The sequence below is a fragment of the Demequina lutea genome (genome assembly GCF_013409005.1).
Lineage (GTDB): Bacteria > Actinomycetota > Actinomycetes > Actinomycetales > Demequinaceae > Demequina > Demequina lutea.
In genome coordinates this window covers 1,374,108-1,394,093 of sequence record NZ_JACBZO010000001.1, presented here as the reverse complement: position 1 = coordinate 1,394,093, position 19,986 = coordinate 1,374,108, and the positions used below count along the sequence as shown (strand labels likewise).

General features: G+C 63.9%; 18 protein-coding genes. 3 read left to right on the top strand and 15 right to left on the bottom strand.

Annotated elements, in window-relative coordinates; genetic code table 11:
• Positions 1 to 237 precede the first annotated feature (237 nt).
• From BKA03_RS06775 to BKA03_RS06735, 9 genes are all read right to left on the bottom strand, one after another.
• Positions 238 to 1,587: a phage major capsid protein gene (locus tag BKA03_RS06775; protein ID WP_062075046.1), complete on the bottom strand. Its 1,350-nt coding sequence runs from the start codon at positions 1,585 to 1,587 to the stop codon at positions 238 to 240.
• 536 nt (positions 1,588 to 2,123) lie between these two features.
• The gene (locus BKA03_RS06770; RefSeq protein WP_062075045.1) at positions 2,124 to 2,360 is read right to left on the bottom strand and encodes a hypothetical protein; all 237 of its coding nucleotides are present in this window, start codon (positions 2,358 to 2,360) and stop codon (positions 2,124 to 2,126) included.
• A complete protein-coding gene (locus BKA03_RS15705) occupies positions 2,357 to 2,668 on the bottom strand; it encodes a WhiB family transcriptional regulator (protein WP_062075044.1) in 312 nt (103 codons plus the stop codon). The genes BKA03_RS06770 and BKA03_RS15705 overlap by 4 nt, the downstream gene beginning before the upstream one ends.
• Positions 2,665 to 3,606 (bottom strand): helix-turn-helix domain-containing protein, encoded by a 942-nt coding sequence (locus BKA03_RS06760; protein ID WP_152649530.1) that lies wholly within the window; start codon positions 3,604 to 3,606, stop codon positions 2,665 to 2,667. Before BKA03_RS06760 ends, BKA03_RS15705 begins: the two co-directional genes overlap by 4 nt.
• Before the next feature lie 351 nt (positions 3,607 to 3,957).
• Complete coding sequence (locus BKA03_RS06755; RefSeq protein ID WP_062075042.1) at positions 3,958 to 4,248, bottom strand: hypothetical protein; 291 nt, start codon at positions 4,246 to 4,248, stop codon at positions 3,958 to 3,960.
• A gap of 191 nt (positions 4,249 to 4,439) precedes the next feature.
• Positions 4,440 to 4,826, bottom strand: a complete 387-nt coding sequence (locus BKA03_RS06750; protein WP_062075041.1) for a hypothetical protein — start codon at positions 4,824 to 4,826, stop codon at positions 4,440 to 4,442.
• Positions 4,823 to 5,719, bottom strand: coding sequence for a tyrosine-type recombinase/integrase (locus BKA03_RS06745; RefSeq protein ID WP_083971531.1), 897 nt, complete (start codon positions 5,717 to 5,719; stop codon positions 4,823 to 4,825). The genes BKA03_RS06750 and BKA03_RS06745 overlap by 4 nt, the downstream gene beginning before the upstream one ends.
• Positions 5,720 to 5,834: 115 nt before the next feature.
• The gene (locus BKA03_RS06740; protein ID WP_238579411.1) at positions 5,835 to 7,103 is read right to left on the bottom strand and encodes an RNA polymerase sigma factor; all 1,269 of its coding nucleotides are present in this window, start codon (positions 7,101 to 7,103) and stop codon (positions 5,835 to 5,837) included.
• A gap of 148 nt (positions 7,104 to 7,251) precedes the next feature.
• On the bottom strand, positions 7,252 to 8,373 hold the full coding sequence (locus BKA03_RS06735; protein WP_062075040.1) for a DUF4192 domain-containing protein: 1,122 nt from the start codon (positions 8,371 to 8,373) through the stop codon (positions 7,252 to 7,254).
• A gap of 108 nt (positions 8,374 to 8,481) precedes the next feature.
• Between BKA03_RS06735 and BKA03_RS06730 the strand changes: the two genes are divergently transcribed.
• A complete protein-coding gene (locus BKA03_RS06730) occupies positions 8,482 to 9,540 on the top strand; it encodes a polyprenyl synthetase family protein (RefSeq protein WP_083971526.1) in 1,059 nt (352 codons plus the stop codon).
• Between the two features lie 45 nt (positions 9,541 to 9,585).
• On the opposite strand, the gene BKA03_RS06725 is transcribed toward BKA03_RS06730, so the two are convergent.
• Positions 9,586 to 9,927: an Rv2175c family DNA-binding protein gene (locus BKA03_RS06725; RefSeq protein ID WP_238579410.1), complete on the bottom strand. Its 342-nt coding sequence runs from the start codon at positions 9,925 to 9,927 to the stop codon at positions 9,586 to 9,588.
• Positions 9,928 to 10,057: 130 nt separating this feature from the next.
• On the opposite strand from BKA03_RS06725, the gene BKA03_RS06720 reads away from it, so the two are divergent.
• Complete coding sequence (locus BKA03_RS06720) at positions 10,058 to 11,347, top strand: lytic transglycosylase domain-containing protein (RefSeq protein ID WP_062075037.1); 1,290 nt, start codon at positions 10,058 to 10,060, stop codon at positions 11,345 to 11,347.
• Between the two features lie 56 nt (positions 11,348 to 11,403).
• A complete protein-coding gene (gene pknB / locus BKA03_RS06715; RefSeq protein WP_062075036.1) occupies positions 11,404 to 13,386 on the top strand; it encodes a Stk1 family PASTA domain-containing Ser/Thr kinase in 1,983 nt (660 codons plus the stop codon).
• 3 nt (positions 13,387 to 13,389) lie between these two features.
• Here pknB and BKA03_RS06710 read toward each other — a convergent pair whose 3' ends face one another.
• From BKA03_RS06710 to BKA03_RS06690, 5 genes are all read right to left on the bottom strand, one after another.
• Positions 13,390 to 15,426, bottom strand: a complete 2,037-nt coding sequence (locus BKA03_RS06710; protein WP_062075035.1) for a putative bifunctional diguanylate cyclase/phosphodiesterase — start codon at positions 15,424 to 15,426, stop codon at positions 13,390 to 13,392.
• A 140-nt stretch (positions 15,427 to 15,566) separates the two neighbouring features.
• Entirely contained in the window at positions 15,567 to 16,952 is a 1,386-nt protein-coding gene (locus tag BKA03_RS06705; protein ID WP_062075034.1) for a class II 3-deoxy-7-phosphoheptulonate synthase, read from the bottom strand.
• The gene (locus BKA03_RS06700; RefSeq protein ID WP_062075033.1) at positions 16,949 to 18,148 is read right to left on the bottom strand and encodes a pyrophosphate--fructose-6-phosphate 1-phosphotransferase; all 1,200 of its coding nucleotides are present in this window, start codon (positions 18,146 to 18,148) and stop codon (positions 16,949 to 16,951) included. The genes BKA03_RS06705 and BKA03_RS06700 overlap by 4 nt, the downstream gene beginning before the upstream one ends.
• A gap of 87 nt (positions 18,149 to 18,235) precedes the next feature.
• Positions 18,236 to 18,949 (bottom strand): lysophospholipid acyltransferase family protein, encoded by a 714-nt coding sequence (locus BKA03_RS06695; RefSeq protein WP_062075032.1) that lies wholly within the window; start codon positions 18,947 to 18,949, stop codon positions 18,236 to 18,238.
• Positions 18,950 to 18,981: 32 nt separating this feature from the next.
• A complete protein-coding gene (locus BKA03_RS06690; protein WP_062075031.1) occupies positions 18,982 to 19,947 on the bottom strand; it encodes an ROK family glucokinase in 966 nt (321 codons plus the stop codon).
• Positions 19,948 to 19,986: the final 39 nt, after the last annotated feature.

Here is a 19,986-nt window from a genome sequence, read left to right as displayed (position 1 = left end):
CCGTGAGGACGCCACACGGCCAAGGAGGCCGACGCTGGCAGGGTCAACAGGCCGAAAGGAAAGAAAGGCCCTCACCTACCATCGCTCCAGCAACACGCGCCATGTCATTGGTATAAAGCGTGCTGTCGGTGACGTTGACGCCGACACTAGAAGAACGTGGAGATCGACATCGGGTAGTCCGCGCGCAGGGACCACCACAGCCCATAAACGGCCTACCCGGTGTCGAAACTAGATAGGTCAGCCGAGACCCGGATCGACCAGGCCGGTTCCCTCGATGGTCACCACAGACTCGGTGTACCGGTCCGGGATGTACGCGGCGTAGGACAGGGCGCGCAGGAGCAGCGAATTTTGATCGGCATACGTCGCATCGAAACTCTTCAGTTCGAGCCCCGATTCCCAGAGGTGAATATCGGCAGAGCGCAAGATGTACACCTTGTCTTGGTTCGTCGCCGTGCCGAGGTTCGTAGCAATGCTAGGCGACGTGTACACCGGGATTCCGCTCGCAAGCGTGCCAACGCGACCCGATGCCGCGATTGCCTCGACTGTGCCGGGAGTGTTGAAACTCACGCCACCGTCAGAGATGAGCGGGCGGTTCTGCAAGTCGAGACCGGCAGAGACCCAGGCCCAGCGACGCGGGTGCATGAGGATCGCATCGGCGGGCAGGAAACGACCAGAACTCACCGTGTTGGCCGCCTTGATCACCTGGAAGTAGAACGACGCCGTGTTGACCGTCGACACCACCGAGGGCGCCGTGGTCGTGAACGTGACCGCCGTGCCACCTGCGCTGTCGAGACCGCGAAGCTGACCGTTGCTACCCGTACCGCTGAGAACTTGCAACTCAAGCATCTGAGCCGACGCTAGGGCCAGATCCTGCAAGATGATCTGATCCATTGCCGCGCCGCCCTGATTGAGCAACTGAAGCGAAAGGACCTGCTGGCCAGAGATAGAAACAATCCCCGAGGAGACCGAGGTCGACGTGATGTCGGTATTGCTCACGGCGGTGTTCTGCGTGACGGTGGTACCCACCGAAGTTCCGCTCGCCACCTTGGGCAGGTTGATCGACGACACGCCGTAGGGCAGTTCGTGCTTCTGTGCGAGGTCGGCCGCAACGCGACCAGGCCGGGCGAACTTCACGTAATCCTCGACAAGCCAAAGAGGCGGTGCGAAGTTGCCGCCAGCGCCCGCGACGGTCGTGAGTGCGCGGCCCTGTGCCTCTTGGTTCGCGATGAGGCGTTCGGACGCTGCCTTGTCCTGTCGGCTCGATGCGAGAACGTCAGCGAAGAACGAGAACTCACCGTTGCGGGTGTAGGTCTCGGCACGTGGCCTGTCTTGGATCTTGAGAGGCACGCCGCCCGTGGTTGTGCGGACACTGACACCGGGGCCGATGCGGACACCGTTCGCCCGCTGTTCCATGGCGTCCTGCTCGGACAAATCAGCGATGCGCTGATCGATGCCCCTGACTTCAGAGACAAGCGCTGTACATTTCGCCTCGACAGCGGGGGTAAACGTATTAGGGTCTGCGGTAAGGCTGTCAATCTTTGCCTTGATCCCCGCGCGACGGGACTTGAGTTCATCGATAATGGTCATTTTGGGTACACCTATCCTGTGATTCTGAGGGAGTGCACAGGCTTCTAGCGGCGTCTTTGGGTGGTGGCCTCGAAAGGCTCCGGCGCAAATCGCACAACTGCCTGTGTATCGCTCGTCAGGTGTTGCGTCAGGTGGTGGCCCTTAAATATGGGATCCGGCGTGGCGTACGGCGTGGCGTGCTAATTCAATTCTACCGAGGGGCGCAAGTACCTTTCCGTGTCTTCCCTTACCCGGCGGGTTTTGGTACAGAAGTCCGCCGTCGAACGCTTAGCGTCAAACCCTTTACCACACTGAGGGCATACCTTGCCAGGCATTACGCCCCCTCGGGTCTTCGGATAGCGTTAGGCCTGGTAAACAGGGAGAGAAAAGTTAGAACGGCTGGGGTCTTGCTGTCTCCTTTACCAAAACTTTACTTTCTTTACCGTTCTTTAGCGTGGGAGGTAAAGCCTTGGATCGGTCCTGCCCACGTCTGCCCTACGCTCCGTTGCTCGTGCCTTGTCGGAGAGTAGGGCGAACGTCGGCGCGCGTTGCTCTGTCTAGTTCCCTGGTGCGTGCTCGCGGAATGTGTGCGCGTGCTGGGCGTCGTGGATCGCGCCTAGTCGATCGATGTCGGCGTCGGGTTTGAGTTGCCTTACGACGACAAAGGCGAGGTTGTAGACGTGTTGGAACAGTTCGTCACGGTCGGCCGCCTCAAGTCGCAGTGCTTCTAGGGTGTCGGGTGCGAGGTTGAGCACGAGGTCGAGTGTTTCGACTATCGGGATTCTGCGGGTCATGCGGCGGTCCTCTCAGATATTTCGCGGGCGACTTTCACGCGCTGTCTTTCACTCATGCCGCCATAGACGCCAACCTCTTTGGGATTGTCGATTCCGTACTGGCTGCACTGTGTGAGCACTGGGCATATTGCGCACGCCGTGGCCGCTTCGGCTCTTTGCCGCTGATCGTCAGATGTCCACCACATGCGCGGTACGTCGGTGCCGTTGAAGCACGGCACGACTTGACGCTCGGCGGTCGCTTCGATGAGTGCGGATAGGTTGCGCCAGCTGTGCCTCAGCGCCTCGGGCATGAGAGGGAGGTCGCTCACGATGCCGCCTTGAGGGCCTTGACGGCGTCCATGTAGCCTGCGTGCGACTTGTCTGCGAGTTCGGGGTCGTGGTGGCAAAGTCCGCCGCTGCGGTAGCCCCGCTCGTCGCACAGGTCACACCCACGGATCGCTTGGGACTTGGTCGTGGCCTCGCGCCGTTGCTCCTCGACCTCACGGGCTCGCTTGTTCCGTGAGACCTGGCGTTGGATGTCGGGCCACTCGTCTCCCGCGCTCTTGCATGCGTTGCATGGGTCGAATGTGTCGCCGCCGTTGAGTCGCGCTTGATGGTCGGCGCACTGTTTGGGATAGCGGCGTGCGGCGATCTGTTCGGGTGTGGGGTTTACGGGCGGAGAAGCCTGCCCGCCTAGGTCGTTTTGGGCCTCGGATTCCATGGCGGGCGCTTCCCCTTCCAATTGAGATTCAGTTACTACTTCCTTTGGGGTCTCATGCAGTGAGACGTCGTGCGTCTCGTGTTGTGGTGCACCGTGCGTCTCGTGTTGTGAGAATGGCTGCGTCTCGTGTTGTGAGACGTCGTCATCGGTGGCGTAGTTGAGTCGCCAGATTCGCGGCTCGCCAGTTGTCTTCTGCGCGTATACCTTCGCCTTGGACTCAGGGAGTTCGGCTGCGGTGATCGCGGTGATATATCCGGCCCCTTCGAGCCGGTCGAGGTGGCGATAGATGGGCCCGCGCCATAGTCCGCGTTCCTCCGCGATCTTCTTGGCCGATACCCACGTGACGCCGTCCTGTTCGCGGTTCGCCAGATAGACGAGGGTTAGCAACGCCTCGGGCGGTACGGGTGGCAGGTGAACCGTCTGGACAGGGGCAGGATCCGGCTTGCGTTTGTTCGTACTGACACGCCCCCGCGGCTTATCTGCGACCTTTGGACGCGGATTCCAGACCGGGGCAGCGAGCGCCCAGGCAATGGCTTCTTTACTCATCGCCGCCCCCGTCCCCGCGCGGTTTCGGTCATCAGCATGTTCCACGTTGCCCGGTCGCCGGTGGGATCTCTGTAGTCGAGCGGTCGACCATATTGGCGGTCAGCCTCGGCCTCCTGTGCGACAGCCGCAAGCATCAGCTCGAAGTCGTCGCTTCGGTATCTGCCGGTGCTGTCGACGAACAGGCGAGCCCGCTTGGTCCTTGCGGTGCTCGGTAGAATTGAGGTGTTGGTGCTGCTCAGTGTTCCCCGGTTCTCGGTCAAGATTTCCGGATGCGTGGTGGTCGGTAGATTTGGCTTGTCGGTAACGCTCGGTCCCTGGCGACCCTCCAAAGCGTGAGGGGCCGAGCGTTCGCTAAGCGACACCGCCGTACACCGCGAGCGCTACTTCGGTGCGATTGGTAGCGCGGGCGCGTGCGGACTGTAGTGCGAGACGCTGGAAGTACGCCTTGCGGGCATGTTGAGCCCTGCGGGCGCGCTCGTCTGGCGCGAGAGTTTTGTGGGGGTCCACCTGGTTCTCGAAACGCTCCATGAATGCGTTCCTGGCCGCTGCGGTTGCTGCGGATCGGTCGGTGGTGTTTGCCCACTTGGAGTGTGCGCCAATACGGCCTAGAAGGCTTGCGGCTGCGGATGTCTGTTCAGACATGGGGGAATCTCCAAATTCAGAGATTGCGGACACCGAAGCCCGCTCTACCCCGCGTCTGATGAAGGGTCCGTCACGGTGGCCCCGCCCCTAAGGGCTATTCGCCTTGCACATGTCCGAAGTTTGTCTAAACACACTTCCACATGCTCAACACCAGAATTACACCCGTGTAGTTCGTTTGTCAAGCAGTGGCGCTATACCGCGCGCGCCGTGATCAGTCTACGGGTTGGGGTGACGCCCCCAGCGCCCTCTTGCCAGAGTTCGTCGATCACGTCGATGAGACGTTGCATGCTCACGGAGTACACGCCCACACCGCGATCACTACACGCCGGGCAAGTGAAGAGAAGCCCCGACTCGTCTTCCGTGGTGTACATGGAGACGCGCTCGCCGACAGTGCTCCTATCCCGCCAAATTCTTGTGCGGTCGAGTTCGTCGTAGAAGCGACCGACCCGCACCAGTCGGTGTCCGAGTTCGTCAACAATCTCTACTGCGGCGTGACGGTCTGCCGGGAATAGTCCCTTGCCAGTCTCGCCACGGCGCCGGAGCAATGGGGATGGTTCAGTCTTGCGCTTGCGGCTCATATGTCCCCCAGGTTGAGCCCTCGGGCCTCTATGGCGGCACGGTCGGCGGCACGGGCCTTGGTGTAGCGCTGGAGCATGTCGGGGCGCGTCCATCCCGCCACTGCCATAAGGCCACCTTCGGAGCCTCCTGCTGCAAGCCATCTGTGGGCGGCTGTGTGGCGCAAGAGGTGAGGATGGAAGCCGTCTATCCCGGCTGCCCGTGCGCGGCCCTGCAAGGCCTTGTGGAGGCCGTCGTAGGTGAATCCGCGCTTGCGGTCCCCTAGCCAAAGTTCGGGGCGCGTGGCGAGCGTGTGGCCGTTGCGACCGTTGCGGATATATCGGTCGATGGCGATGTTTGTCTGTGGCCCAAAGGGCACGACGCGGCCCTTGCCACCCTTGCCACGGCGCACGGTGATGGTGCCGCTTAGTTTGTCGTAGTCGGCCAGAAAGATCGACGCGCACTCCCCCGCCCGTATGCCAGTCTCGACCATGAGGCGCACGATGGCGGTGTCGCGTAGGTCGCGGAAGTCTTTGCCCGCGCACGCTTTAATGAGCGCTCTGATTTGGTCATCGGTGAGCGGGTGCACGACCTTGGAGTCAAGTTTCGGCGCCTTGATGCCCACGAGCGGATCTGCGGCCATCTCCCCCTCATCGGTCAGCCATGCGCTGAACCGACGCACTCCGAGTTGGCGGGCTCTGGCGGTCGCCGGTTCGCGTCCGGCTTCGAGCATGTGCGCGACGTAGCCATTCACGTTTGCCCGCGTGATCTCAGGCGTGGCACCTTGAGAGGCGCACCATTCCATGAGCCCGTAGACCCCCGTGGTGTAGGACTTGATGGTCTGGGCAGCTTTGCGCTCGGCGCGTAGGTGGAGAACCCACGAGTCGATCAGGTCAGACGTCACCGTGTTTGACATACGACAATCCTAGTCCGATATCTGGACTAACAGCGCTGTGCGGGTGTATGTTGGGCGTGTCGGAACTAGAAACACCCTGAATACTAGGGAGTTTCGTAGATCGTTCGATTGGCTCTTAGTCGAGGTAGTCGCGCAAAACCTGTGAACGGGACGGGTGACGCAGCTTGGACATCGTCTTGGATTCGATCTGGCGAATGCGCTCGCGGGTGACCCCGAACACGCGGCCGATCTCATCGAGAGTCTTGGGCTGTCCATCGGTGAGGCCAAAGCGCATTCCGACCACGCCGGCCTCGCGGTCGCTGAGCGTGTCCATGACCTTGCTGAGTTCCTCCTGGAGCAGCGTGAAGCCCACGGCGTCGGCGGGAACGACGGCCTCGGAGTCCTCGATCAGGTCGCCGAATTCGGAGTCGCCGTCCTCACCCAAGGGGGTGTGCAGCGAGATGGGTTCGCGGCCGTACTTCTGGACCTCGACGACCTTTTCGGGCGTCATGTCGAGTTCCTTGGCGAGCTCCTCCGGGGTGGGCTCGCGGCCCAGGTCCTGGAGCATCTGCCGCTGCACGCGCGCGAGCTTGTTGATGACCTCGACCATGTGCACCGGGATACGAATGGTGCGAGCCTGGTCGGCCATGGCGCGCGTGATGGCCTGACGAATCCACCAGGTCGCGTAGGTCGAGAACTTGTAGCCCTTGGTGTAGTCGAACTTCTCCACCGCGCGAATCAGGCCGAGGTTGCCCTCCTGGATCAGGTCCAGAAAGAGCATTCCGCGACCGGTATAGCGCTTGGCAAGAGACACAACGAGGCGAAGGTTGGCCTCGAGCAAGTGGTTCTTAGCATGGCGACCGTCGTTGGCGATCCACTCGAGTTCGCGGCGCGCCTTAGGCGCCATCTTGTCGCCAGATCCGATCTTTTCCTCGGCGAACAGGCCGGCCTCGATGCGCTTGGCGAGATCGACCTCTTGCTCGGCGTTGAGGAGGGCCACCTTGCCAATCTGCTTCAGGTAGTCCTTGACGGGGTCGGCCGTGGCGCCCGCGGTCATGACCTGCTGAACAGGAGCGTCGTCGTCCTCGCCAGAGATCACGAAGCCGGTGACGGCCTCATCGTCCTCCTCATCACCGTCGCCCTTGGCAACGATCACTACCTCGATATCCGGGTCAACGGCGTCATCTTGAACTTCGTCGACAGCCGCGTCGCCCTTGGCAGCGGCAGCCTTCGCGGCCGCTGCACCCTTGGGCGCTGCTTTGCGACCACGCGTTGCCTTGGTGGTTGCGGTATCAGGAGTTGCGGCAGTAGCGGACGTGGTGTGCTCCTTAGGCGGCCTTGCGGAGGTGGGACGATGGCGACTGGACCGTGAGGCACTCGTGAGGCCCGTTTGATCAGGCGACACAGGCGTCCTCTCGATACAACATTCAGGGGATTGCCGTGGCCTTGAGCCGCGCAGCAAATTCACTAAATTGTAGCGCCTTTGTCAACGTACGAAACGCAGGATTCGTGCCATCCGCACCCCTCAGGGTGGTTGCTGCCCCATATGCGAACTATGCGGCGGCAATCCATCCCGGCGGCATGTGCGCTTCGAGCGCGCAGGCTACGAGCTCCGCCAAACGATAGCCCGGCCCCGCCGCGAGCGCGCACGCGATGGCGTGTTCGGCCGTCGAGTCGTCCCCACTCCACCACAGTGCGAGACCCGCGAGAGTCAATGCGGGCGCAGCCCCCTCATCACACAGTGAAGCGACGTGTTCCGCGAGCGCCACGAGCGCCAAGACATCCGCCTCTCGCGGTCGCACCGCGGCCTCCGCCGCGATCATGACTGACAACGCCTCGCGAACCCCTGGCGTCGCAGGATCTTCGCAGAGGGCGTTCGCCACCGCACCTCTTCCGGGGACCATGGAGATCACGGCGGCATCCCTCACCACAATGTCGGACAGGCCTGCGGCGAGTTTGCCTGTCTCGGCGTCGCTTGGCAAGATTCCGGCGGCCGCGTGCGAAAGCGCTTCACGCCAGCCGTCGAGCTTCTCGAGTCGCCAGCGTGCTAACGCCGCGCGGCGTTCAGGCTCTCGCGGGTCAGGCGACCCGCCGGTCAAATTTTGCACCGCGCCTCTCGCCTGCTGCGCGGTTGCCCGCGCACGCCATGCGCGCTTGTAAGCCGCTCGCGCCCTCTTTCGCCGATCGCCTGGTGCACGGGACGCACGGATCTCGCGTGAGCCGTGGGAGGTGACGTGTGGGGAACCGTAAGCGGGCACCCCGACCGGTGCCGCAGGGACCGCCCTGCCTCCGTCGGGACAACAACCTCGATCGGGGCACTCGGGGGCACGAAAGCGCCCGCTTGCCACGACCCACGCGTCGGCCACTTCGATGTGCCCGCCGAGCAGCGATCTCAGCGTGTCGAGGGCTACGCACTGGAGCGGCTCACCTCCATGCCTGAAACTCACCAGGACGACGCTCGTGGCTCGTGCGCGCGCCAAGTGACCGACCACCGCACTTGCGACACTCTTCGCGAGTTCGGCGATCAGGCAATCGTCCCTGTCGAGGCGGACGATGGGAGCGACGCGCCCGGACGTACCGATGCCGACAACGACGATCGAGTCGAGCGGCACGAAGCCCAGAAGCACGGGAATGGACGCGATGAGTTCGCCAGGAGTACGCACGTGAACCGACATAGGACAAGACTGCATTGGCTGGCAGAACGCGAGGCCGCTCGGCAGAGTGGGGTGAGGGCAACGCGCAAACTCGGGTCCTGGGCACGACGCTCCCCTAGGCTGGCGGTCATGCAGCACACCACTCCAGAACGAGTCGGAAGCGCCGTGGGCGAGGCCTTGAAACGCCTCACACAATCCGTCGCACCCATGGCAGGCCTCAACCTCGATCTCCTTGAACCGCTATCCGTTCTCGCATCTAAGGGCAAGAGGCTGCGATCGACGCTCCTGATCATGAGCCATACGGCGGCTGGCGGCGTCAGGGAAGACGTCGCGCTGCGAATCGCGGCGGCGCTCGAGCTCTTCCAGGTCGCCGCACTGATTCACGACGACGTTCTCGACGACTCGGACATGCGCAGGGGGCTGCCCTCCACCCACCGCGTCATCGAGGGCCTTCACCTGGAATCCGGATGGCGCGGCGATTCCGCTCGTTTTGGCACGAGCGGCGCGATCCTTGCGGGAGACCTTGCGCTGATGGCGTGTATGGGTGAGCTCGTCGGCGCGCTCGCGGGCGTCGAAGCCAAGGTCGCGGCTGCCGTAGGAGACCGTTTCACCACCATGGCTACCGTCTGCACGGCCGGTCAGTATCTCGACCTACGCCTCGCGGCGCAGCCCGTCGAACTCTTAGCAGAAGAACGCGAGGCGATTCTCGCGGTCATGCGCGCCAAGACGGCTTCCTACACGACGGTCGGTCCGCTCGCCATAGGCGCAGCGCTCGCAGGATGCACTCCCGAACAGGTAGACGCGTGGGCGGCCGTTGGCGTCCCCCTAGGCGTCGCCTTTCAATTGAGGGACGACGTCCTGGGAGTTATTGGCTCGGAGGCGGAGACTGGGAAGCCTGCGGGAGACGACCTCAGAGAGGGCAAGCGGACACTCCTTCTCGGCCACGCATTCTCGGTGGCAGACGCCCAAGACCGCGAACGTCTCGTGAACGCACTGGGCGGAGACGCCAAGTCCGTTGCCCTTGCGGTCGACGTCATGGTGCGATCCGGCACGATCGACGCCGCAGAAGCCGAGATCTCGCGCCACACATCTGAGGCGACGTCCGGCCTCGAAGAGATCACCATGGATCCCGATGACCGCGCGCAACTGGTCGCGGTCTTCGAGGCGATGGCCGCGCGGGCTTCCTGACAGTCGTGGCGGCCGCCACGGCAGCCCGTCGGGGCCGCTCGGTTCCTACAGCGCCGTCTGGGCCAAACGCCTCACGTGGGCCCTCTGACCGGCCCTCAACGCATCGAGCGGGCTGCCCTCAAGCTCCTCGTGCTGACTCACCAGCCAGGTGACAATATCGTCGTCCGAATAGCCCAGGTCGGCGAGCACCATGACGGTGCCACGCACTGTAGCGAGGACATATCGGGCCTCTTCGCCGTCCATGATTTGCCCCGCCGGCAGATAGACGGCGTTGTTCTCTCCCCTCCTCGTCGCCACGAGGTTGCGGTCCTTCAGCAGCTCACGCACGCGGGACAGGGACACGCCGAGCGCCTCGGCACATTCGGGAACACTCATCCATTCGGTCACGCCCCCAGGGTAGCCACCCTGGGGCACGTCTTGTGCGCCCGGCGCAAATCCCCTACAGTCACTCTTGTCACATTAGACACATGCACCACTTGTGCATCACCAGTCACTGCACGGCCGGAGGCTACTCCACATGGACCTCAAGACTGCGGGCCTTCGCACCGTTTCCACATCCCTGACCGCGACCGCGGCGCTTGCGCTCGTCGCTGCGCCCGCATACGCGCAGGACTATGTGGTTCAGCCGGGCGACACGGTCACCGCGATCGCCCGTGGGCATGGCGTGAGCGTGTCCACGATCGTCGCGTCCAACAACCTCGACGCGCGGGCGACGATCTACGCCGGCCAGCACCTCACACTCCCCGACGGCTCGGCGACGCCGGTCGCCGCATCCGCACCGAAAACGTATGTCGTCGCCAAGGGCGACACCCTATGGGCCATCGCCACGAGGTTTCACACCTCCGTGGCTGCCCTTCAGCTGGCGAACGGCATGGCAAATTCCACGTTGATTCGGATCGGCGAGGCCCTCGCGATCCCAGGGGGCGCCGCCGCTTCCCTTGCACCCTCGAACACCATGGCGGCCACGTACGTGGTGCAGTTGGGCGACACTCTCTGGTCAATCGCCCAAAAGCTCGGCACGTCGGTGGCCGGGCTTGCACAGCTCAATGGTGTGGCAAACCCCTCGCTCATTCGGGTCAACCAGCCGCTCACCATCCCTGCGGGTGCGACGGCACCCCTCGTGTCGACGAATGGTTCGACCTCGGCTCTCGCCCCAACACCAGCGTCGACCTACATCGTGGTCAGGGGGGACACGCTGTCGGGAATCGCCGCGCGCTTTGGCACCTCGGTGTCGGCAATCGCCTCGGCAAATGCGATGACGAACCCCTCGATCATTCGCACCGGCCAGAGCCTCACGATTCCTGGCGGCGTACCCACAGGGCTCGTCGGTGACACGTTCCTCGGGTACACCTACCCGGCAGACGTGGTCGCCGCCGCCAACGTCAACAAGGCGACCCTCAACGCCATGGACGTACCCAGCAGGGTGCAGATGCAACAACTCGTCATCGACACCGCCAATGCAATGGGCGTCGACCCCGCGCTCGCGCAGGCAATCGCGTACCAGGAGTCCGGCTTCAACCAACGCGCCGTGTCCTCCGCCAACGCGCTCGGGTGCATGCAGGTCATCCCCACGTCGGGCGAGTGGGCATCGGGCCTTGTTGGCAGGCCCTTGAACCTGCTGATCGCGCAAGACAACGCTACGGCGGGCGTAGCCATCCTCAGGCAGTTGCTGCGCAATGGCACCCCCGTTGAAACTGCAATCGCGGGCTACTACCAGGGAGAACTGTCGGTTCGCCAGCGCGGACTCAACCCCGATACCAGGCAGTACGTCGCGTCGGTCGTCACGTTGATGGCGCGTTTCAAGTAGGCCACAAACCACACGGACCTCCCCGATGCCCCCATTCGAGAACCTATGATGAGACCGTGGCCGAAACTCTGACCGACCCCCTGTTGGGCCGTCTCATCGACGGCCGCTACGAGGTGCGCGAACGCATCGCCGCGGGCGGCATGGCGACGGTGTATCTGGCTCTCGACAAGCGTCTCGAGCGCCTCGTCGCGGTCAAGGTCATGCACGCCGCCTTTGGCCGGGACTCCGAGCAAGGTGAGTTTGCCTCTCGCTTCAGGCGAGAAGCGAAGGCTGCGGCAAGGCTCACGCACCCAGGCCTGGTGCGGGTCTACGACCAAGGAACCGACGGCGACCTTTCGTACCTCACGATGGAATACGTCGACGGCGAGAACCTTCGCACGCGACTACTCCACGAATCGACTCTCACCGTGGGCGAATCGCTCGCGATGATCGACGCGATTCTGGACGCCCTGTCCGCGGCGCATCGCCTCGGGCTCGTCCACAGGGACGTCAAGCCCGAAAACGTGCTGATCGACGAGGACGGCAGGCCCAAGCTCGCCGACTTCGGCCTGGCACGCGCGGTCACCGAGGTGACGTCAACGTCGACCGGAACCGTCATGGGAACCGTCGCCTACCTCGCGCCCGAGCTTGTTCAACGCGGCGAGGCCGACGCCCGCACTGACGTCTATGCGGTCGGGATCATGCTCTTCGAGGCGCTGACTGGCAGGCAGCCCTTCACGGCGCCGTCGGCGATCGAAGTTGCGACACGGCACGTGCACGAAGACGTGCCCGCGCCATCGACGTACGCTCCTTGGCTCCCCGCGGAGATTGATCTTCTGGTGCTCACTCTCGCCTCGCGCGACCCCGCCGGCCGCCCATCGAACGCCACCGCCGCTCTCGCGATGGTCAGGCAGACACGAGCGATGATCGACGAGCCGACTCTCGACCGCAAGGCGGACCCTCCGTCCGGCACCTATCGCCTCGTCGACGACGCCGACGACGACGCCGACGCCACCACCGTGTTCGACCTCACGCCTCCGGGCTCGACGATCGCGTTGCCGATCGGACTCAACGAGCCGCTGTTTGCGCCGGTCGAGGCAGAACTCATCGACGACGACCCCGACGCCGTTGCCCCAGCACGTAGCCGTCCGCGGTGGACCCTATGGGTCGTCGCCATTGTCGCCGCGCTCTTGCTCACTCTCGGGCTTGGCGCGTGGTGGTACAACACTCAAGGCCCCGGCGCGTACACGATCGTCCCTCCCGTCACGGAGAAGACGGCCGACGAGGCCCAAGCGATCCTGAGCGCCGCGGGTCTGAATGCGATCGTGATCACCGAATACTCGGACGCGGTTCCCGCAGGCATCGTCATCCGCACGTCACCCGCCGCGCAGGAACGCATTGCCAAGAACGACACCGTCAAAATTGTGCTCTCCGAAGGGCCCCGCATGCAGATCGTGCCAGGGGTGGTTGGCAAGACCGAGGGCGACGCGATCGACGCGTTGTCCAAGGCCGAATTCTCGGTGGGCACGACGGACAGGGTGTACTCCGACACGGTGCCAAGTGGCCAGGTCATGTCGACCGACCCCGTCGCCGACACCTCCGTCCGGCACGACCTGCCGATCAACATGGTCGTCTCTCAGGGCCCCCAGCCGATCACGATACCCGACCTCAAGGGGCTCACCGAGGAGCAGGCCAAGGCCCAGCTCGCCGCGTTCAACATGAACGTAATTACGCAGACAGGACGCACTCTCGACGTCAACAAGGGCGAAGTCTACAAGACCGACCCCGCGGCGGGCTCGGCGTCGACGCGAACGGCCACCATCACCCTCTACGTGTCCGAAGGCAAGCCCCAGGTCCAGGTGCCCGACTTCGTTGGATCCACCGTCGCGCAGGCACGGGCGCTGGCGGACAGTTCGGGCCTTAAGGTCGACATCTCACCGCAGTGGAACACTTTCATTAACGGCCCGGAGACGGATAACAAGATCATCGTCGCTCAAACTCCTGACCCCGGACCACCAAAGGTCGAGGTAGATACCACGATCTACCTCAAATACAAGTGATACCTAAGCCCGGTTCGCCGTCGTCTCGAGTTCGGTAGACGGTACAGCACCGAGGCGAATTCCCTCGACGTAGTCGGAGCGCCAGTCGTCGAAGGCATCGACGGGAACGGGCCTGCAGAGGTAATACCCCTGAGCGTTGTCACACCCGTAGGCGGCAAGTTGCTCCAAGGCGGCCGGGTTCTCCACGCCCTCGGCGACGATGGTCAGCCCAAGGTGGTGTCCCAGGTCGACCACACTGTGCACGATCAATGCGTCGCTGGCGTCTTGGTTCATGTTCATCACGAAGGACTTGTCGATCTTGAACTCGGTGACCGGCAAACTCTTGAGTTGGCCGAGGCTCGTATAGCCGGCACCGAAGTCGTCGATCGAAATTTCCACCCCGAGATCGGCCAGTTGACGTAGCACGCGGGCTGCGCCGACGGGGTCGAACATGATGGCGGACTCGGTGACCTCGAGTTTGAGGAGCGAGGCCGGCAGTTGGTGAGCCTTGAGAAGCGCCGCAACCTGGCGGGGCAAGTCCTCGTCCGAAAGGTTGCGAACGGACAGGTTGACCGCAACCGGCAGTGGTTGCCCCGCGTCGGACCACGCCTTGGCCTGGATGACCGCCGCGTTGAGCACAAAGCCGGTGAGCGGTCCTATCAGTCCCGTGCGCTCGGCGAGCGGCACGAAGTCGTCGGGGTAAACGAGGCCGCGGGTGGGGTGTTGCCAGCGGACAAGCGCCTCGGCGCCGGTCACCTCACCGGTGTCGATGCTGACCTGAGGCTGGAAGTGCAACAGGAGCTCGTCGTTCTCGATGGCGCGCCGCAACTCACCGAGGAGCGCGAGTTTGCCCGGCGAATGGCTGTCGGCGTCGGGGTCGTACACGAAAACACCCAGGTGCTCGGCCTTGGCCACGTACATCGCGATGTCGACGCGCTGCAGCAAGGTGGTGGTGTCGTCGCCGTGCTCCCCGGACAGGACGATGCCGATGCTGGCCTCCACGTCCAGATCGACGCCCGCGACCTGGAACGGCACCTCCAGGGCGTGCTGGAGGGCGTCGGCGATGACGACGGCTGTGGCGCGGTCGCCAACGCCGGGCAACAGGACCGCAAACTCGTCCCCCCCAAGCCGAGCGATCGTGTCACCCTGCCGCACGTGCGCCCGCAAACGTGGGCCGATCTTTGCAAGTAGCTCGTCTCCGTAGTGGTGCCCAAACGTGTCGTTGACCTCCTTGAAGCGGTCCAGATCGATCAGCAGCAGCCCCGTCGTCGAACCGGCATGCAAACCCTCTTCGAGCGCCCGGTACAAACGGTCGGTCAAGAGCGTCCGGTTCGGCAGACCAGTGAGCGCGTCGTGCAGCGAGTCGTACAAGGCGCCTGCCCGCTCGGAATCCAGCAGCGTCCGGTAACCCCGGGTGACCGATGCGAGCAGGGCGACCAACACGAGCCCGAGCAAGAAGACACCCGGAATCAGCTTCCGGTGCAGCCCCTCCAACCGTTGCAAATTGTCGAGACTTGCGACCGCCACCGCGTGCTCGGCTACCGCCTCATTTGCCACCAGCCGCTGGATCACCTCAAACGAGGGGTCCACCTCCTCGGCATCGATCCGCAGCACGTCCGCGGCGTCGCCGCGGTCGACCGCAGCGAACATCCGATCGATGGAATCGAGGTAACTCCGATGCAGCACGAGGACCTGGTCTACCAGTTCCGCTTCCGCCTTGCCACCATCGGCTCGGCCCTGCCTCAAGGCGACCAAGGCATCCGCCGCGGCCGATTCGTAGCGAGCACGCACGTCGGGGCCCGGCTCCAGGCGATACTTACGTCCCAGAGACTCCTCCGCCGCGACCGCCGCCGCCGCCTGGGCGAAGTCATCCGAGACCGCGCTCGAGTTGGCGGCCCTGGCTGCGGCCTCCGCGGTCGCTTGGGGAGACCACACGACAAAGAAACTCACCGAGATCAACACCGCCACGATGCCCGCGATGGCCCACTGATTCCGTCGAGCCTGAAGCCGCGAACCACGCCCCCTCTTCGAGGGTTGGCTCGCGCTTGTGACATCGCCCATATCGTCACCTAAGGCGGACGTGCGAGCGATGCCTGACCGTGCGGGAGTCATGCCTGCCTGATCGTCCTCGCGGCCCTACAAATGAGCGATATACCGCAAAACTCGCTCCGTGAGGTCGCTCAACGCAGGCCCGTCGTTTCTTAGGCCTCGTCGAGGTCGTGAAGGGAGGGATGCTCGCGCTGCGACAGGAGTTCCGAAACGAGGAACGCCAACTCGAGCGACTGTTCGTGATTGAGACGCGGGTCCACCTTGGTCTCGTATCGCTTCGCAAGGCCCTCATCGTCGATCTCGGCCGTGCCACCCATGACCTCAGTGACATCGTCGCCTGTGAGCTCGACGTGGATGCCTCCCGGCACGGTGCCCAGATCGTGGTGCACGTCAAAGAAACCCTTGACCTCGTCCAGGATCGTGTCGAAGTGGCGCGTTTTGTACCCGGACTCCGATGTGAAGGTGTTCCCGTGCATCGGGTCCGAAAGCCAGGTCACGAACACGCCCGCGTCGCGCACTCCCTCGACAAGTCCGGGAAGCACGTTGCGCACCTTGTCGGCACCCATGCGCGCCACGAACGTGAGGCGCCCAGGAATGTTGTTGGGGTTGAGCCGCTCGGCGAGAGCGACAGCGTCGGCTGCCGTCGAGGCCGGGCCCAACTTCACGCCGATCGGGTTGTGAATCTTCGACATAAATGCGACATGGGCGCCGTCCATCTGTCGCGTGCGCTCGCCAACCCACAGGAAGTGGCCGGAGCAGTCGTACGGCAAGCCGCTGCGTGAGTCGATGCGCGTGAGGGCACGCTCGTAATCGAGCAAGAGCGCCTCGTGGCTCGAGAAGAACTCCACGGTCTTGAGCGCCTCAAAGTCGCCGCCCGCCGCAGACATGAAGCGGACCGCCCGGTCGATCTCGCCTGCGACCTGGTCGTAGGCGGCGTACGCGGGGTTGGCCGCGAAGCCCCTGTTCCACTGGTGAACACGACGCAGGTCGGCAAAACCGCCGGTCGTAAACGCCCTGATGAGATTCAGGGTCGACGCGGAGACGTGATACGCGTCGACGAGTCGCTGCGGATTTGGGATCCTGGATTCCTCGGTGAACGCGGACGAGTTGACGATGTCCCCGCGGTAGGCGGGCAAGGTCACCCCGTCGCGCGTTTCCAGGTCAGATGACCTCGGCTTGGCGTACTGGCCCGCCATGCGGCCGATCTTGACGATCGGAGTCGAGGCACCGTAGGTAAGCACTACCGCCATCTGCAGGATCGTCTTGATCTTGTTCCTGATCCGGTCGGCGGTCGCCTCGGAGAAGATCTCCGCGCAATCGCCACCCTGCAGGACGAAGGCCTCTCCCCTGCCGGCGGCCGCAAGATGGCCGCGCAACACGTCGGCCTCTCCCGCAAACACGAGCGGCGGGACCTGCTTTAGCTTGGCGACCGCACTCGCGAGGGCCTCGCCATCCGGCCAGTTTGGCTGCTGCCTGGATTCACACGCGAGGTATGCGTCGACGCCTGCGGCGGCAAGTGCCTCGTCGCCGGTCGTCATGACTGCCCGATATCTTCCAGGAGCTCGGTGTACCACTCGGTGGTCGTGTCGAAGGGCTTGTGGCCAGCGATCCGCGGGAACGCGATCGCCTTGAGGCGGTCGCCGTCCTCCTCGTCGTGGCCAATGACGCCAGCCTCGCCGCGCAGGGCGCACTCGACCGCCAGATCGACCATCGACTGGATGAGGCGCAGATCCTGCTCGTTTGCCTTGGCGGAACGGGAGAAGTAGCCCGACTTCTGGACCATGACCTTCTCGGCTCCCAGCCGACGGGCGAACTGCTTGGCGAACCAGTTACCAGGGTTGATGGAGTCGAGGCGCACGTGACCGAAGGGGTCGCGTGCCACTTCGCCACCGGCCTCTTCGATCTCCTTGATGATCTCGGGCACGCCCGCACCCTCGGACAGGAAGATGTTGACGTTGCCTTGCGCGTCCATGATCGCCTTGAGGCGCTCGGCCTCGGCGTCAAGGTCGATGCTGGTCTCGGGGATGTACACGGCGTGAATGTCCCAGCGGCCCTTCGAGAGGCCGATCTCGGGCAGGAATTCCTGCGTGTTCAGCCACTCGCGGTACTTCATCGCCGCGGCCGCCGTCAGCCAACCGCACGAGCGGCCCATGACCTCGTGAACGATGAGCATGCGCGGTCCCGAGCGGTGCTCGCCAATCACGTTCTGGGCGAAGACCGAGGCCTGCTCGGCCGCCGACCAGGCGCCGAGCGACTGCTTGATCGGCACCACATCGTTGTCGATCGTCTTGGGAAGGCCAACGACGGTGAGGTCGTAGTTGTTTTCGTGCAGGTACGCGGCGAGGTCGGCCGCCGTGATGTTCGTGTCGTCGCCTCCGATCGTGTGGAGCACATCGACGCCGTCGGCCTTGAGCTGGTCCGCGGCGACCTGAAGGGGGTTCTGACCCTCCTTAACGAGGCCGCGCTTGACGCAGTCGGCCGCGTTCGTGAGCTTCACTCGCGAGTTGCCGATGGGCGAGCCGCCGAAGTCGTGCAGCACCGCCGCCTTCTCACGCACGACGTCGGAGATCACGATCTTCTTGCCCTGCAACAGTCCCCAGTAGCCGTGCTCATACGCGATGATCTCGATCTCGGGCGCGATCTCGGAGTAGCGGCTAATCAGGCCGCCAACGGCCGAAGAGAGGCAAGGGGCAAAGCCACCTGCGGTGAGGAGCGCAACACGACGAACGGACATGCGAGAAGCCTTTCGGATGAGGAGTTTCCCGCTCATTCTAGGGGTGAGCGGCAGTCAGACCGGCGCGACGCTGGTCCCGCAGTAGGGCTAAGCGTCGCCCTTCGCCCGCGCGTCGCGTTCGGCAACGGCGAGGGCACGCTTGTACTGCGCCGAGTCCCTGTCGACGTATTCCTGGCCAGAGAGCTTCTGGATAGCAGACATGACCTTGTCGGTGAGTTCGCGCAACGCCTCACGGTCATCTTGGCGACCCCGATAGGCGTCGATGTCGATGGGCTCGCCGATGCGCACCCCGATCTCGACCCGCGAGGGAACCTTCTGACCCACCGGTTGCGCCACATCGGTGCCCATCATCGCGACGGGCAACACGGGTACGCCCGCCTCGATCGCCAACCGTGCGACCCCCGTCTTTCCGCGATAGAGCCGACCATCCTGACTCCTCGTGCCCTCGGGGTAGATGCCAAGGAGTTCGCCCGCGTCGAGAACCTGCATTCCCGTGCGCAGCGCGGCCTCGGATGAGCGCCCTCCACCACGGTGCACGGGGATGGTGCCGACGCCCTCCATGAATGCGCGCGTTGCGGCACCCTTGACCCCCTTGCCGGTGAAGTACTCGGCCTTGCCAAGGAACACCACTTTGCGCTTTAGCACGAGCGGCAAGAAGATCGAGTCGGAGAACGAAAGGTGGTTCGACGCGAGAATGGCTGCGCCATCTTTGGGCACGTTTTCGAGGCCCTCTGACCATGGGTGGTAATACACCTTGAGCCCAGGGCCAAGCAACACGTGCTTAAAGAGCTGGTAGTACATCGGTCCTCACATCCTCAATCTAGGGAGGGAGTTCAAAATTCGAGCGGGACTGCCTCCCGTGCGAGCGCGGCCGCCCCCACGATCCCGGCATCGTTGGCCATATCAGCCGCGAGAATCGGAGACAGAGGCCTGTGACCACTCGCGGTCAGGTGCTTGGCAAACGCTTCCCTCGCCGGTCCCAGCATAAGATCACCAGCGGCGATCACGCCTCCCCCAATGACAAACACCTCAGGGTCCAAAACGGCAGCTATCGACGCGCAGCCCTCGCCGATGGCGGTTCCAAGGTCACGCAGAAGCTCGATCGCGAGCTCGTCGCCCTCCACCGCCGCCTGGGTGACGTGCGGGCCCTTGATTGCGGCGGGGTCGCCCCCAGCCTTCTCCAAGAGCCTCGCGGCCCGCACGGTACGGTCGGCTGCCGCTCGGCGGGCCTCGCGCGTGAGCGCGGATCCCGACGCGTATTGCTCCCAGCATCCGCGCTGTCCGCAACCACAAGGCAAGCCGCCGGGGACGAGGCATATGTGACCAAGCTCGGCCGCGAATCCGTATGCGCCGCGCACGAGCTCGCCGTTGACGACGATCGCGGCGCCGAGTCCCGTGCCGATCGTGAGCATGACCATCGTGTTGGTGCCCTTGCCTGCGCCGTGCGCGAACTCGGCCCAACCAGCGGCGTTGGCGTCGTTTTCGACAACCACAGTGACGTCGTCCTTGCCGATTAGCGCGCGGATGTTGTCGCCCAAGGGGTAATCGCGCCAAGCAATGTTGGGAGCAAACGTCATGTGGTTACGGTCGGAACTCGCGAAACCTGCAGCGGCGACCCCCACGGCCTTGATGTTGTAGGTGCGCGAAAGCTCGGCGATCGCATCGGCGATGGCAGCATCGATACTCGCCGGGTCCTTCGGCTGAGTGGGACGGCGAACCTTCGCGAGGATGCGCCCTGCAGGGTCGACCACTCCCACCGCGATTTTCGTGCCCCCTATGTCGACTCCAACGGCGTCCACTGCTACCCCTTCGAAAATGCTTGAAAACGTCTCCGTCGA

Coding starts and splice junctions, on each gene's coding strand:
- BKA03_RS06775 (WP_062075046.1), bottom strand. CDS start 1,587: ATGACCATTATCGATGAACTCAAGTCCCGTCGCGCGGGGATCAAGGCA.
- BKA03_RS06770 (WP_062075045.1), bottom strand. CDS start 2,360: ATGACCCGCAGAATCCCGATAGTCGAAACACTCGACCTCGTGCTCAAC.
- BKA03_RS06760 (WP_152649530.1), bottom strand. CDS start 3,606: ATGAGTAAAGAAGCCATTGCCTGGGCGCTCGCTGCCCCGGTCTGGAAT.
- BKA03_RS06755 (WP_062075042.1), bottom strand. CDS start 4,248: ATGTCTGAACAGACATCCGCAGCCGCAAGCCTTCTAGGCCGTATTGGC.
- BKA03_RS06750 (WP_062075041.1), bottom strand. CDS start 4,826: ATGAGCCGCAAGCGCAAGACTGAACCATCCCCATTGCTCCGGCGCCGT.
- BKA03_RS06745 (WP_083971531.1), bottom strand. CDS start 5,719: ATGTCAAACACGGTGACGTCTGACCTGATCGACTCGTGGGTTCTCCAC.
- BKA03_RS06735 (WP_062075040.1), bottom strand. CDS start 8,373: ATGTCGGTTCACGTGCGTACTCCTGGCGAACTCATCGCGTCCATTCCC.
- BKA03_RS06730 (WP_083971526.1), top strand. CDS start 8,482: ATGCAGCACACCACTCCAGAACGAGTCGGAAGCGCCGTGGGCGAGGCC.
- BKA03_RS06720 (WP_062075037.1), top strand. CDS start 10,058: ATGGACCTCAAGACTGCGGGCCTTCGCACCGTTTCCACATCCCTGACC.
- BKA03_RS06710 (WP_062075035.1), bottom strand. CDS start 15,426: ATGGGCGATGTCACAAGCGCGAGCCAACCCTCGAAGAGGGGGCGTGGT.
- BKA03_RS06705 (WP_062075034.1), bottom strand. CDS start 16,952: ATGACGACCGGCGACGAGGCACTTGCCGCCGCAGGCGTCGACGCATAC.
- BKA03_RS06700 (WP_062075033.1), bottom strand. CDS start 18,148: ATGTCCGTTCGTCGTGTTGCGCTCCTCACCGCAGGTGGCTTTGCCCCT.
- BKA03_RS06695 (WP_062075032.1), bottom strand. CDS start 18,949: ATGTACTACCAGCTCTTTAAGCACGTGTTGCTTGGCCCTGGGCTCAAG.